Genomic DNA, 14,605 nt, shown 5'->3' with positions numbered 1-14,605 from the left:
TTATTTTTCTTAAAGAGTCAGCAATGTTATGAAGAACCAAAGCACAGAGGCTTAAGAGCTCCTCATACCATCAGAGGTGGCAATAGGTTATCTAAATTAACGTCAAATTCACAGTCTTGATACATACTAATAAAGACAAATGCCTTTTTAGTGTCAATTAGCCAGAAAAAGAAACTGGAGTTTCTTGGTATTTAGATACAAAACCGTCGCTTTAATCACTATCTTAAAATGATTCAACAAGCTTTGCACAGTAAGCTGTACACTAATCAAGCAAAATAAAAATATATTCTCCATCCATACATTTTTGTCATACAAAAATAGACATTTTCATGCATAATGGCAGCAAAATTTTATTCACCCTTTTCCGAACTTCAGACAGTTGGGAACAAGCCTCTAAAACTGCCTGAATGAATAACAGAAAACATAAAAAAGCAATATCAAAGGAATCAATATGCTAACGCAAAAATGTTTATACACGGGATTTGTGCTATCCGCTTTTAGTGCCGCTACAATCGCACAACAACAAGACACAGCTTCCAATGAAGAAGTTGAAAAAGTTGTTGTATACGCTCAAAAGCGTGCTCAGGACATTGCCGAAGTCGCAGTTCCAGTAACCGTTATATCGGGACAAACTCTTCAAGATCTCCATATCAAGGATACGACACAAATTTCCTCTATGGTGCCAAACCTTAAGATCACCAACAACGCTGGTGAAGGTACTCCGCCTGCATTCAATATTCGCGGTATTGGCATGATTGACTACAACACGTCAACGGTATCACCTGTTTCCATCTATACCGACGGTGTTGTCAGCGGCAGCGCAAATAACCTTTCATCAAATCTGTTCGACGTAGAACACATTGAAGTATTGAAAGGCCCACAAGGCACATTGTTTGGTCGTAATACCACCGCTGGCGCGGTCATCGTTCGTTCAAACATGCCTGAAGCAGAGTTTGGCGGCTATATCAAAGTTGGTGTAGCTGAACACGACCACACATCTGCACAAGGTGCGGTGAACATTCCTGGTAATCAGGCAATCAATTCCCGCTTTGCCTTTAACTATGAAAACTATGATTTTTCAGTTAACAACTTAATGCCTGGTGCACCAGACGGTGGTTTGAAACAAGTTAACTTACGCTGGATTACCACTGCTGATTTTGACTCGGTCAATATCACCGCAAAATTACATAAAGACGATTGGTCAGGTTCTCCAAAACCCATCGAAAGTAACGGTATAGTGAATTCAACCAATGGTGGAATCTGTACTCCTGAGGAATTAGGCAGCCCACATTGTGTGAACTTGTATGGTCACAGTGTAGCCAGTGATGATTTTTGGGATGTTCATGCCGACACGGCAGATAGAAGCCACGATACCGACATTTGGGGCGGAAGCCTGAAAATTGAGTGGGAAATGTCAGAAGGCATGACATTGACTTCAATTACCGGCTATCGCGATATGGAACGCTTCCATTCATGGGATTCAGACGGCCCAGGTAACTTTATCGAAGGCACTATGGATACCGATAACGAACTGTTTAGCCAGGAGCTTTCCGTTTCCATCGAAAGTGATAAAAGCTACTGGATCACTGGTTTGTTCTACTTGAACGAAGAAATCGGTCAGGAAAATAGCATTGATATCTACAGAGATCTGAGACCCGATCCTGTCTTTGGCCCCTTTGCCGGTGAGTTTTTCTATCACAATACTCTGGAAAACGAATCTATCGCCGTCTATAGCCAGGTGGATTACGAATTATCAGATAGCCTGACCCTAACTGCTGGCCTTCGTTTTACCGACGAATCAACCAAATACACCAGTATTGTTGATCTGGACTCCATCTATGGTTTGGTTCCGGGTTTGTGGAATGCTGACGGTGAAGTATCTGACAGTGAATTTTCAGGCAAGCTAGCCTTGGTTCAAAAGCTTAGCAAAGATTTCAGCATGTACTATAGCTACTCTCGTGGTTATAAGAGCGGTGGCTACAATGGTGGCTACAACACCAGCGAAGCTTTGGTTCAAAACGCTGAATATCGCCCAGAATTTCTTGATGCATTAGAAGTGGGTGGCCGTTGGAATTTCATGGATGGAGACGGAAAACTAAATATGTCCGTCTTCTATTATGACTATCAAGATCAACAGGTATTCGTTCAGGTTGATAACAGCGGTGCGCCATTCGGAGCATTGAAAAACGCGGGTAGCTCTAATATTTACGGTTTAGATGCAGAGCTGGATATTGCCATCAACGAAAACTGGAGCGTTGACTTGAATGTTGGCTACCTGCCAGAAGCTGAAATTGCAGATTTTGACGACGGCAATGTTAGCACTCAAAAAGCAAGACTACCTTTTGCTTCTGATTGGGACATCAGCGGTAATCTGTACTGGCAGCAAACGTTTGGTCAGGGCACTGTGAATGCTCGCATTGGATTCAACTATCAGTCTGAATTTTTCTTCGACCAAGATGAAGATCCCTATACAGAACAAGAGGCTTACACACTATGGAATGGGCGCATTAGCTACAATCTGGATTCTGGTCTAAGCTTTGGCATATGGGGTAAGAACCTGTTTGATCAGGAATACTCTGAATTACGCTTCGACTCAAAAGATGCGCTTGCCGCCATCTCAGAATTGAAGGGTGAAAGAAGACAATTGGGAGTCGATGTAACCTACACATTCTAGTCGCCCTGGCCTTTTAAATGGCTAGGTAGTTATCAGGTTGACTAAAGGATATGAGGCACCTAATCAGGTGCCTCTTTATTGGAGAAGAACAAACATGAAGTTAAAACTGCTCTGGCCTGTCATATTTACAATTACCCTGCCCTTAATGATCTCATACGTGGTATACCCTGATCATTTACCTCCGGGATTTGGTCTCTTTCCACCCACGTTTTCTTCAAAGGAAACACCGGGGTTCAACCTACCTATTTTCATCGCATTATTTTTATTTTGCTTTGCTTTTACCTGGTTTTTGTTGTTTCCAAAGCACTTCGGTTTCAAGGGCGGAGTACCAATAAAGATGCCGAATCAAAAAGCCCCTTTCCCTTGGTGGTTCTGGCTCGGAACCATCATAATGATATTCTTTTGGGGATTGATGTGGAGCCACTCAACGGCTTTTGGTGAGTTGGTATATTGGTCATTCACACCACTTTGGTGGGGATTCATTCTATTTTTGGATGGTATTGTTTTTCATCGAAACAATGGCGTGTCCTTACTTCATAGTAAACCTATCACCATGTTCATGGCTTACATTGTATCGATTGGCGGCTGGGTATATTTTGAATTCTACGATTATTTTGTTTTGGGTAATTGGTATTATCCACAGGCAAATGACGCTCCTTGGTCTCACCTCACTCTGACCATAGAGTTTCTTGTCACCTATGGCACCATTACTGTGGTTTTTTTCGAGTGGTATTCGCTTTTCAAAACCTTCCCCAACTTTCCGGCTCGTTATCAAAATGGACCAAAGATGAAAGTGTCCGGAAATGCGTTGATATCTCTAGGTTCTATTCTCATAGCCGCCATGGTCATCTGGCCTTATCCATTCTTTTGGGTTGTATGGATTGGCCCATTCGCTGTACTTTCAGGCGTACTCATCAACTGCAATATCCAAAATACCTTTTTAAATATTGCTCAACGAGGAGACTGGAGTGACGGTGTTCTTATGGGCTTGGCTTCTTTATTCAATGGATTTGTCTGGGAATTTTGGAATTATGGCAGTGTAGGGTTAGGCATTCATACGCCCACAAATCCGAATTACTGGGACTACAACATTCCCTATGTTGATGTGATCTTTATATTCAGTGATATGCCACTACTTGGCTATTTCGGTTACATCCCCTTTGGTGTTCTGGTTTGCCAAACCTTTATCTGGGCTGGTGTCCTCTTTGGATTTAACACCGACATAGAGCTCAAACCCAATTTGGAACAACAATAGCGGCAACGCTTTATTGATTATGACTCACTCTGAACTAGCATCCTGGGCTGACGGCCAATGTAAGCAAGCTATTTTGGAGTTTGTCGATGCTACTTGCAGCCCCGGTTCTACTCAATATGTGGAACCGGAAAACAGGATCGCCGTATTTGATAATGATGGAACATTATGGGTTGAAAAACCCATGAATACGCAAGTCACTTTCATTTGGGATAGCTTCAACCTACATCCTGCAGCATCAACTGAACATCACTCTTTCCTTGGTAAGTTAAAAGACTCTTTTGAGCATACCGTTAATGACGTAATGGACGACATGCATAAATTATTTGGATATGCTCATGAAGGCTTAACGACTAGCCAGTATCGCCAACATGTTATTGACTGGATAAGCACAGCTCAACACCCCCGCTTCCATTGCCTTTATACAAAAACGGCCTACCAGCCCATGCTGGAAGTATTGCAGTTATTTCATAAAAATCAGTTCAAATGCTTCATAGTAACAGGCGGGACAAGTGATTTCGTGCGTCCCTGGAGTCCTGATATTTATGGTATTGATAGTCAATGTATTATTGGCAGCAGTTTACGCACAGCATTAGGCAACCAAGGCAGCGAATTGTGCCTAACACTAGAGCCCATTCCTTTTTATTTCGACGATGGCCCAGCCAAAGTAAGAGCGATTGAACGCGTGATAGGAAAACAACCAATTGCCGCTTTTGGCAATAGCCACGGCGATAGAGAAATGCTGCAATGGACAAGTCAGGTGCCAAATACGCTCTCAATGTTAATCCATCATACCGATGAAGTCCGCGAATATGCTTACAGCCCTGATCCATTATGGGACTTAGGCACTAGTACGCTTGAAATGGCCAAGCAGCATGGCTGGCATGTTATGGATATGAAGCAGGATTGGCTGAAAATATTCTAGCTTGTTGCTTTGCCTAGACTCCAATACAGATGCCCCCCTAGCGTTATTCCTCTCAGGCCAAGGAAAACAAAAAAACTAATCCATAACCCCCAGTTCTCATACACTGACAGATAAAACCAGGTGGGGAAAAAGAAAAGCAGCATACAGACCAACATGCTATTACGCATGACCCTGGCATTGGTCAGTCCAATGTAAACGCCATCCAATAGAAAACACCAATGAGCAACAATGGGGAGCAGTAGCACCAGAATAAAGTATTCATTGGCGGAAGCTTGTAGAGAAGGAATATCCGTTAACAAAACGACGATTACCTCACCAAACAATGCAAAGATAAGAGTATAAATAAGCGCAAAAACACTAGACCAGACTAGCCCATAGAACACCGTCGCTTTAATCGAAGAATGATTCTTTTGGCCTTTTGCTTCGCCAATTAAGGCTTCTGTCGCATAAGCCAAGCCATCCAACCCCAATGCAATCAACACAAAAAACTGCATCAATATGGCATTGGTTGCTGCAATAGTATCTCCGAGAGCAATGCCTTTATAGGTTATAAAGGCCAAACATAATTGCAGTGCCAGGTTCCGCACTAACATATCAGCATTGAGAGATAACAAGCGTTTCATCGCCGTTAAACGCCAGACTATTGCTGCTCGCTCTAATAGCTGCTTCCTAAACACAAACAAAATTGATAAACAGAAAATGCTTAGTTCAGCAAAAACGCTGGCTAACGCCACACCAGAAACACCAAGATCCAAGCCATAAACAAAGATAAGATCCAAAACAGCATTGAGGATATTGGCGATAATTTGAATCCACATGATGAACTTGTGTTGTTGCTGCCCAACCAACCAGCCAATCATCGCCATGTTCATTAGCGCAACGGGAGCGCTCCACACTCGAATATAAAAGTATTCAGAGGCCGCACTCTGAATGCCTTCATTAGCATCAGAAAGCCATAAACCAGCACTTAACAAAGGCCACTGCAACAGCACTATCATGAGCCCAAGTATCAAACCCAAGCCCACTGTTTGGATCCAAACCTGCGCAGCCAGCCCATTATCCATCATTCCCTTCGCTTCCGCGGATAGCCCAGTCGCAGACATTCGCAAAAAACCGCAAATCCAATATATTTGGGTTAAAATCAGCGACCCCAAAGCCACTCCCGCAAGATAGCCCGCATTATCCATATGCCCAACAACAGCCGTATCAACCATTCCAATTAAAGGCGTGCTAATATTGCTAATGATCATCGGGATGGCGAGAGAAAAAATACGACGACTTTGCATCGAGAGTATCATTTGATTTAACCTTGGGATTATTATTCGTCGAAGTTAGGAGGGTTATTTACGATACCCCCTATACTCAACCACTTTCATTTATAAACTTTCATCTATAAAAAGTAACGAGACATTCAATGCGCAAACAGCTTTCTTTAGTCATCAAGTACTTAAGTAGTGCGATTTTACTCACAACAGTAGCATTTACCAGCTATGCCAAATCTCAAGCTGTGATCCTGCAATATCATCATGTTAGCAATGATATGCCGCCTTCAACGTCTGTTACCCCAGAAGTGTTTAGTGAACATTTGCAGTACATTGCTGAAAACTATACGGTTCTACCATTGCAGAAAGTCATTGAGGCATTACAAAAAGACTCTCCCCTACCAGACAATGCCGTCGCCATAACCTTTGATGATGGCTATAAAAACATATTGGAAAACGCTCATCCACAACTCAAATACCACGGTTTTCCCTATACCATCTTCGTAAACCCGATTCTTATTGGCACACGCAAAAATCTCCTGACTCATGAAGAGCTAAAACAAATGTCACAAGAAGGTGTATCGATTGCGAATCACTACCTTGGTCACGATCACATGCTGTACCAGCCAGAAAACGTTTCCCGTGAAACCTGGCTGAAAAACCATAAGAACAACATATTGTTAGCAGAAGATATTCTCAAAGATTACATAGGCTCGACGCCAGGATACATCGCCTATCCCTATGGAGAATACAATCAGGAAATTCAACAATTGGTCAAAGAACTAAATTTGGTTGGCTTTGGGCAACATTCTGGTGCAGTTTCTTCTCAAAGCGATTTTACCGCTTTACCTCGCTACCCAGCTTCCGGGGTATATGGAAACTTAAAAACACTCAAAGTAAAACTAAACAGTCTGGCGCTTCCTATTATCAAAAATTCCGTTGACTCCCCCGAGCTATCAGCTCAAGGCAAAACCCCCGACTGGACTCTGAAAATAGAACTGGATGACATTTATCCAAGCCAGGTAGCCTGTTTTTATCAAAACCAAACTCTGGAACTAACCTGGAATGAGAATACTGTGAACATCGAATTGCCGGCACAATTTCCAACAGGACGTTCCAGAGTGAATTGCACTGCGCCGAGCAAAGCCAATAGACAACGTTACTATTGGTACTCGCAGCCTTTCTTCGTACCGACTGAACGAGGAGATTGGCTGGATTAGTTATCCAGCCACTTGGCTACTACTTGTGATAATTGCCTATCACGATAGGCATATCCGCTAGAATTTGCTCACCATCACTGATAGCTATTTTGCCGGGCTCATTCACAGGAACAAAGCGCCCAACCACTTGAGCATCAGGATTAATAATGACGATAGACGCACTATGATCAACAAGGTAATCGTTGTTCTCAGTGCTATCGCTCATGGAGTACATCATTCCCATCGCTCTCACCACGGGGAACAGGAATTTGTGCTCCGCAGTCGCAGCAATAAATTCAGGATTAAAGAAATCCACATATTCCTTCAAGCGTGGAATGGTATCGCGCTTTGGATCCACCGATAAAAACAAAATCTGTACTGGGAACTCTGATTCAATCTGCTTCAATTGCGGATAAATAGATTTCAGTTCAGCTAGTGTCGTCGGGCAAATATCCGGGCAATAGGTATAGCCAACAAACGTTAACGTCCATTTTCCTTCAAACCACTTAGCATCGATCAACTCACCATGTTGATTGGTTAAATGCACATCATTTAACGCCCTGGCCTGAGGATAGAGCTGAGCAAACTGAGGATCTTGAGGTTGATTCAAATGGTTAGCCAGATAGACTCCTCCGGCTAACCCAATAATAGCGAGTAAAATTAAGAGTATGTTTTTCACGATATATTGTCTTTTACTTTGTATCTTTTACTTTTGGCTTCAGCCTAAAGCGTTATTTTAATGTAATGATCCACCAGCAAAATAACATACAACACCATCAAATGCAGGATAGAGAACTTAAACGTAGACATAGCTGTTTTCTCTGTCGATGCAAACTTCATCTTCCACGCATAATACAAAAACATGCCATTAAGCACGGTTACGCCCAGTAAATAGATGACACCAGACATACCAACCAGATAAGGCAGTAAGCAAATCACAAACAAAAGAATGGTGTACAACAAAATAGAGGTTTTCGTGAACTCAACACCATGAGTTACTGGCAACATTGGCACATCAGCTTTTGAATAGTCTTCCACTCTATGAACAGCCAGCGCCCAGAAGTGAGGGGGTGTCCAGGTGAAAACAATCAAAACCAGCAGCAATGCATGTGAATGCACTTCGCCAGTCATGGTAGTCCAGCCGAGTAAAGGAGGTGCTGCACCAGCCAAGCCACCAATTACTATATTCTGTGGCGTTGCACGTTTCAGGTACATGGTATAAATAACCGCATAGCCCACCAGGCTAGCCAAGGTAAGTAACGCGGTAAGACGGTTAACAAATACTTCCAAAATAACGTAGCCAACAACGCATAAACCAAATGCGAAAAGTAGCGCTCGCACAGGTGTTACCCGTCCATTTGGAACAGGACGCTTGTTCGTTCTCGCCATTTGAGCATCGATCTTATGGTCAACGACATGGTTAATCACAGCCGCTGAAGAGGACAGCATGCCAATACCTAAAAGACCTGCAACCAAAAGCTGCAAATCCAGAGCACCTTCCACAGCCAGACACATGCCCACCAATGCGGTAAGCAATAACATCAGCACCACTTTGGGCTTGGTCATTTCGTAATAATCGCGCCACGAGGGCGATTGTGAATCTTTGGTTGCGGCTTGATCTGCGCCGACGACTTTTTGCATCAGATTAGATCCTTATGTTTTACGGTACAGGGTATAGTTAATTAATACGAGCGTAAGCAGCAGGAGTGCAGCAACGCCATTATGCATTACCGCCACCCAAATGGGTAATTTAAATACCACATTGCTTATACCTAATAAAACTTGCACTCCAAGTATAAAGGTCATCACAGCAGCCTGAGTTTTCACCATATCAGATGCAGCCTTTGTATATAACTTCAGACCCAACCAGCACAAATAGATAAAGGTCACAATGGCACCGAAGCGATGCATAATGTGCATCGTCATACGCCCTTCATAGCTATGCTTACCAAACTCGTAATCATCAGCCACAGGAATACTCAATGCATCAGCAAAATCCAGACGCTCCACCCAATTGCCTTCACAGATGGGTAATTGAGTGCAAGCTAAAGCCGCATAGTTTGCCGATGTCCATCCGCCAAGGGCAATTTGCCCTACCAATACAAACAGGCCAATAGTGGCATATTTGGTTAATCTTCGTGCGGGATAATCCCCACCGGGAATACGGAAATTTTTCAGTCTTAAATACAAAAGGAATAACAGTGAGAAAACACTAAACCCGCCGAGCAAATGCCCCATCACCACTGCCGGCATTAAATTCATTGTGACTGTCCACATCCCCAATGCAGCCTGAAAAATAACCAGCCCCAACAATACGAGAGGAAGCTTAAAAGGTTTGCCATGCCCGACTCTGATACTCATTAAGGCAATTGCCAGAATAAACAACCCCAAAGCGCCGGCAAAATAGCGATGTACCATTTCCTTCCAGGCTTTGTGTGCTTCCAGAGGACGCTCAGGATAAGCCATTTCTGCGGCATCCACAGCCTCAGGGTGAGATGGAACTAACATTTTGCCATAACAACCAGGCCAATCAGGACAGCCTAATCCAGCATCCGACAAGCGGGTATAAGCCCCGAGGATGACCACAACAAATGCAAGAATAATACTTGCCAGTACCAATTTTTTCATTAGCTCACCCCTAGCCTATACGAGACAATTTCAATAGCTTTCGCATATCAGCGAGAATATCGCGACTTTTCAGAACCGCTTGTTGTTTTTCTTCGTTCAATGGGTAACGCAAAATGATGTTGCCCAGTGCGTCGACAATAAATAGTCCATTAATAGGCTCTTTCTGGAACACTTGTTCCATCGTCGCCTTATCAACCTGAGAAATTGTTAAGTGATGAGCGAACTCACTTTGCTTAACCACTTCTGCTTGTTCATTATCAGATACGATGACAGCTGTATTAACGCGGTCTTGCTCTTTGCCCAATGCAACCCAAACCTGGTTCAAGCTATACAGAGCCAATTCACACTGAGAGTCACAAGGTTTATCAGTGATAAAGCTGATGTACCATTTCTTATCACGCTCGGGATAAAGCAATGAAAAATCCAGTGCGGGTTGCATCAATGTGCCTTTATTCGTTGCAGCTCGGTTAAACCAATCGCCTTCCAATGCAAACTTCGCCAATACGACCGGCACAATAAAAGTCACCGCCAAAAGCAGCATGATACGTCGATTAGCTTTAATCTTCTGATCTGTCATTCTTACTCTTTTTTATACTTGCAAAGATAAATACCAATACACATCCCAATGCCAAACCAAACCACTGAATTGCATAAGCAATGTGTTTCTCTGGCGGCATCACCACAGGATGGTGGTTATTTATAAAACCACTGTCATCAGGCAAATCCAGTGATACCACGAAGGGTAACAAAGGCTTACCTAACAACTGCTCAATCTGGGTAATATTGACTTCCTGTATCACCATCGGCCAACTTGATTCAGTCGTGGCCGTTTCATGCACAAAAATATTATTGCCGGGCAACCATGTCACCCCACTAAAGCTTTGAATTTCTTCTCCACTACTTGGCAATGTGATGCCTGGCAGCTTATCACGATAGCCTGTGCCAGCTATCCAGCCCCACTTGGTTAACACAATCCCCTCACTTGTGCTAACGGGCACCAACACTTCATAGCCAACTTGCCCTTTCACAACGCGATTGTCCCAAAGGAAAACCCGATCGTTAAGCAAGATTCCTGTAAAGTTGACTTTTACATCTTGCTCTTTACCCAACCAATCAATGTCGTGCAGACCCATTGGGTGTTGTTCGTTTCTCTTGGCAATTTGAATCAAGCGCAGTTCTTTTTCTTCCGCTCGCTGCAATTGCCAAAACCCCAAACGCAGCATAATTGATACTGCAATCAAAGTGACTATGGTAGAAGTTAGCGTTATAGTCAGAGACCTTGTTACTTTGATATTCACTTCTTTTCGGTGGGGTTTATTTTGATAGTTAAGATCGTACTAGCACTGCTACTTGTCTTTATGATTTACAACCTGTTTAAAGCCATGACAATCATGCTTAAACCGGATGCAGACAAACAAAAAATGAGCAAGTTTATCGGGCGCAGAGTACTGATATCCGCCATCATTATCTTTATTGTCATAGTCGCTGTCGCTACAGGTATTATTACCCCTAACCCTCGACCTTATTAAAATCCTGCTTTTTACACAGACAAAAGCTGCACACTCTCATGTGCAGCCATTGCTTCATTCTTTATCAAATGCTGACTACAGCAAATAAACAAAGATAAACAAACACACCCATACCACATCAACAAAGTGCCAGTACCAGCTAGCAGCCTGGAATGCGAAGTGATTATCAGGCGTAAAATGTCCTTTCAATACACGGAAAAACATCACAATCAACAAGATAGTTCCCAAGGTAACATGCATTCCGTGGAAGCCCGTCAACATGAAGAAAGTGTTGCCATAAATACCTGAATCTAATTTCAGACCCATTTCAGTGTATGCGTGAATATATTCTTCAACCTGGAAGAATAAGAACAACAAACCAAGCAAGACTGTCAAACCAAGGAACATGGTCAGGTTCTTACGATTATTCTTTTCCAATCCAACATGTGCATAATGGCAAGTTACTGATGACACTAAAAGAATAATAGTGTTGTACAGTGGCAAACCACCTGGAGGCATTGCTTGAGTTTGTGTACCACCTGGCGTTGTAACTAACGGCCACACAGCTTCAAAAGTAGGCCATAAAACCGCCGCGGTAGAAACATTGTTCGATGCGCCGCCTAACCATGGAACAGAAAACACTCTGGCATAAAACAACGCACCAAAGAAAGCACAGAAGAACATCACTTCTGAGAAAATAAACCAGCTCATACCTTGACGATAAGAGCGGCTTAATTGCGCGCTATACAAGCCGGCCATAGATTCATTAATTTGGTCTTTGAACCAGTTCCACAACATATATAGCAACACAGCTATACCCGTCAGTAGGATGATTCCGCCGTAGCCATCTTTACCTTTGGAGACCTCGACAACATAGTTGCCTGCACCAACGACGATAAGGAATAGAGCTACCGCCCCAACAAACGGCCAGGGACTTTGGTCTGGCACGTAATATTTTTCATATTGTTGTTCTGACATTCTTATCTCCAATTGCTATTGGTTCATTGCGACTGTTTCGACTGAACCAGTAACGTCATACAAGGTGTATTGCACAGTGAAGAACTCAATATCTTCAGGCAACTGCGGATCCACGTAGAACTTCATCGGCATCACTACTTGCTCACCAGCCCCCAAAGGCTGTTGTTCAAAGCAGAAACACTCGGTCTTATTCAGGTAAAGCGCTGCTGTACCCGGAGATACAGAAGGAACCGCTTGTCCAATAATCTGTCTACCAGCAGGGTTATGCGCAGTAAAATTAACCTGATGCATTTCCCCTGGATGAACCTGCACACGCTTCGTTTCAGAAGCAAATTGCCAAGGCATACCCTTATTATTACGGGTGATGAACTCTACCGTCACCAACCGACTTTTATCTACTTCAACACCTTGATAAACCGCAGCGGTGTCTTTGGTTTTACCGTTGATCCCCGTCAGATCGCAAAACACGTCATACAAGGGCACCAAAGCAAAACCAAAGCCGAACATACCGATTACAACACCGACTAATTTCAGGATCAGCTTGCTATTGTTATTAACGTTATGTTCGGTACTCATCATTTACCCCTACTTCACAACAGGCGGTGTATCGAAGGTATGATAAGGAGCAGGAGAAGGTATTTCCCATTCCAAGCCTTCCGCACCATCCCAAACCTGTGCAGACACTGGCTCACCTTTCTTACGGCAAGCTTTAATCAACAGAGCAAGGAAAATAAGCTGCGATAAACCAAATGCAAAGCCACCAATACTGATCCACTTATTGAAATCAGCAAACTGCAATGCATAGTCAGGAATACGTCTTGGCATACCCGCTAAACCGATGAAGTGCATTGGGAAGAACAGGACGTTTACAGAGATCAAAGAGCACCAGAAATGCCATTTAGCCAAAGTTTCGTCATACATCTTACCCGTCCACTTAGGTAGCCAGTAGTAAGTCGCCGCCATAATGGAGAAGATAGCGCCTGTTACCAATACATAATGGAAGTGAGCCACTACGAAGTAAGTATCATGGTATTGGAAGTCAACCGGAGTAATCGCCAGCATCAAACCAGAGAAACCACCGATAGTGAACAATACGATGAAGGCCAAGGCAAACATCATTGGCATTTCAAATGAAATCGCGCCGCGCCACATGGTTGCAACCCAGTTGAATACTTTTACGCCCGTTGGGACAGAAATCAACATGGTTGCGATCATGAAGAACATTTCACCGAACAATGGCATACCAGTGGTAAACATGTGGTGAGCCCAAACGATGAATGACAACAATGCAATTGAGGCCGTTGCGTAAACCATTGATGCATAACCAAACAGCTTCTTACGAGAGAACGTAGGAACGATTTGAGAAATAACACCAAAAGCTGGCAAGATCATGATGTACACCTCTGGATGACCGAAGAACCAGAAAATATGCTGGAACATAACCGGGTCACCACCACCAGCAGCGTCAAAGAAGCTGGTTCCGAAGTATTTATCAGTCAATACCATGGTCACTGCGCCGGCTAATACTGGCATTACCGCAATCAACAAGAATGCAGTGATCAACCATGTCCAGACAAACAGTGGCATTTTCATCAATGTCATGCCAGGGGCACGCATGTTGAAAATAGTAACGATAACGTTGATAGCACCCATGATAGAACTCGCACCCATAATATGAACCGAGAACACAAACAGCGCTGTTGAATCATTACTATACGTTGTGGACAAAGGTGCATAGAAAGTCCAACCGAAGTTAGGACCACCACCTTCAAGGAACAAAGAAGCAATCAAAACTGAAAATGCGAATGGCAAGATCCAGAAGCTCCAGTTGTTCATTCGAGGCAAAGCCATATCTGGCGCGCCAATCATTAGTGGCACCATCCAGTTAGCAAGCCCGGTGAAAGCCGGCATTACCGCACCAAAAACCATGATCAGACCATGAACGGTGGTCATCTGGTTAAAGAAGTTTGGTTCTACAATTTGCAAACCCGGTTGGAATAGCTCGGCACGAATAACCATTGCCATTGCGCCGCCAACCAAAAACATGATGAATGCGAACCATAGGTACATAGTACCGATGTCTTTATGGTTCGTAGTATAGAGCCAACGCTTAATACCCGTTGGCGCATGATGATGGTGATCATCGTGATGTAAATCTTCAACTACAGTACTCATTGCC

General features: G+C 43.4%; 14 protein-coding genes. 5 read left to right on the top strand and 9 right to left on the bottom strand.

The window, feature by feature from the left end:
* Positions 1–451 precede the first annotated feature (451 nt).
* The 3 genes from KIH87_RS00430 to KIH87_RS00420 all read left to right on the top strand — a co-directional run bounded on the left by KIH87_RS00430 (position 452) and on the right by KIH87_RS00420 (position 4,851).
* Positions 452–2,674, top strand: coding sequence for a TonB-dependent receptor (locus KIH87_RS00430; RefSeq protein ID WP_232359576.1), 2,223 nt, complete (start codon positions 452–454; stop codon positions 2,672–2,674).
* Between the two features lie 94 nt (positions 2,675–2,768).
* Positions 2,769–3,929, top strand: coding sequence for a hypothetical protein (locus tag KIH87_RS00425; RefSeq protein WP_232359575.1), 1,161 nt, complete (start codon positions 2,769–2,771; stop codon positions 3,927–3,929).
* A gap of 19 nt (positions 3,930–3,948) precedes the next feature.
* A complete protein-coding gene (locus KIH87_RS00420) occupies positions 3,949–4,851 on the top strand; it encodes an HAD family hydrolase (protein ID WP_232359574.1) in 903 nt (300 codons plus the stop codon).
* Here KIH87_RS00420 and KIH87_RS00415 read toward each other — a convergent pair.
* Positions 4,848–6,149 (bottom strand): MATE family efflux transporter, encoded by a 1,302-nt coding sequence (locus tag KIH87_RS00415; RefSeq protein WP_232359573.1) that lies wholly within the window; start codon positions 6,147–6,149, stop codon positions 4,848–4,850. The genes KIH87_RS00420 and KIH87_RS00415 overlap by 4 nt on opposite strands.
* A 116-nt stretch (positions 6,150–6,265) precedes the next feature.
* Here KIH87_RS00415 and KIH87_RS00410 point away from each other — a divergent pair, with 116 nt between their 5' ends.
* Positions 6,266–7,333, top strand: a complete 1,068-nt coding sequence (locus KIH87_RS00410; protein ID WP_232359572.1) for a polysaccharide deacetylase family protein — start codon at positions 6,266–6,268, stop codon at positions 7,331–7,333.
* A 19-nt stretch (positions 7,334–7,352) separates the two neighbouring features.
* Here KIH87_RS00410 and KIH87_RS00405 read toward each other — a convergent pair whose 3' ends face one another.
* From KIH87_RS00405 to KIH87_RS00385, 5 genes are read right to left on the bottom strand one after another with little or no spacing between them, the layout of a single operon-like run.
* Entirely contained in the window at positions 7,353–7,991 is a 639-nt protein-coding gene (locus KIH87_RS00405; protein WP_232359571.1) for an SCO family protein, read from the bottom strand.
* Between the two features lie 44 nt (positions 7,992–8,035).
* On the bottom strand, positions 8,036–8,953 hold the full coding sequence (cyoE, locus tag KIH87_RS00400) for a heme o synthase (protein ID WP_232359570.1): 918 nt from the start codon (positions 8,951–8,953) through the stop codon (positions 8,036–8,038).
* Positions 8,954–8,965: 12 nt separating this feature from the next.
* Positions 8,966–9,940 (bottom strand): COX15/CtaA family protein, encoded by a 975-nt coding sequence (locus tag KIH87_RS00395; RefSeq protein WP_232359569.1) that lies wholly within the window; start codon positions 9,938–9,940, stop codon positions 8,966–8,968.
* Positions 9,941–9,950: 10 nt separating this feature from the next.
* Positions 9,951–10,517, bottom strand: coding sequence for a hypothetical protein (locus KIH87_RS00390; RefSeq protein ID WP_232359568.1), 567 nt, complete (start codon positions 10,515–10,517; stop codon positions 9,951–9,953).
* The gene (locus KIH87_RS00385; protein ID WP_232359567.1) at positions 10,498–11,163 is read right to left on the bottom strand and encodes an SURF1 family protein; all 666 of its coding nucleotides are present in this window, start codon (positions 11,161–11,163) and stop codon (positions 10,498–10,500) included. Before KIH87_RS00385 ends, KIH87_RS00390 begins: the two co-directional genes overlap by 20 nt.
* Before the next feature lie 96 nt (positions 11,164–11,259).
* Here KIH87_RS00385 and KIH87_RS00380 point away from each other — a divergent pair, with 96 nt between their 5' ends.
* Complete coding sequence (locus tag KIH87_RS00380) at positions 11,260–11,469, top strand: DUF2909 domain-containing protein (RefSeq protein ID WP_232359566.1); 210 nt, start codon at positions 11,260–11,262, stop codon at positions 11,467–11,469.
* A gap of 75 nt (positions 11,470–11,544) precedes the next feature.
* Here KIH87_RS00380 and KIH87_RS00375 read toward each other — a convergent pair whose 3' ends face one another.
* The 3 genes from KIH87_RS00375 to ctaD are packed head-to-tail and all read right to left on the bottom strand — an operon-like array spanning position 11,545 to position 14,601.
* Positions 11,545–12,426 (bottom strand): cytochrome c oxidase subunit 3, encoded by an 882-nt coding sequence (locus KIH87_RS00375; protein WP_232359565.1) that lies wholly within the window; start codon positions 12,424–12,426, stop codon positions 11,545–11,547.
* 15 nt (positions 12,427–12,441) lie between these two features.
* Positions 12,442–13,002: a cytochrome c oxidase assembly protein gene (locus tag KIH87_RS00370; protein ID WP_232361394.1), complete on the bottom strand. Its 561-nt coding sequence runs from the start codon at positions 13,000–13,002 to the stop codon at positions 12,442–12,444.
* Between the two features lie 9 nt (positions 13,003–13,011).
* Positions 13,012–14,601 (bottom strand): cytochrome c oxidase subunit I, encoded by a 1,590-nt coding sequence (ctaD, locus tag KIH87_RS00365; protein ID WP_232359564.1) that lies wholly within the window; start codon positions 14,599–14,601, stop codon positions 13,012–13,014.
* Between the last annotated feature and the right edge of the window lie 4 nt (positions 14,602–14,605).

It is taken from the genome of Paraneptunicella aestuarii (assembly GCF_019900845.1).
Taxonomy (GTDB): domain Bacteria; phylum Pseudomonadota; class Gammaproteobacteria; order Enterobacterales; family Alteromonadaceae; genus Paraneptunicella; species Paraneptunicella aestuarii.
This window is presented reverse-complemented; position numbering and strand designations above follow the sequence as displayed.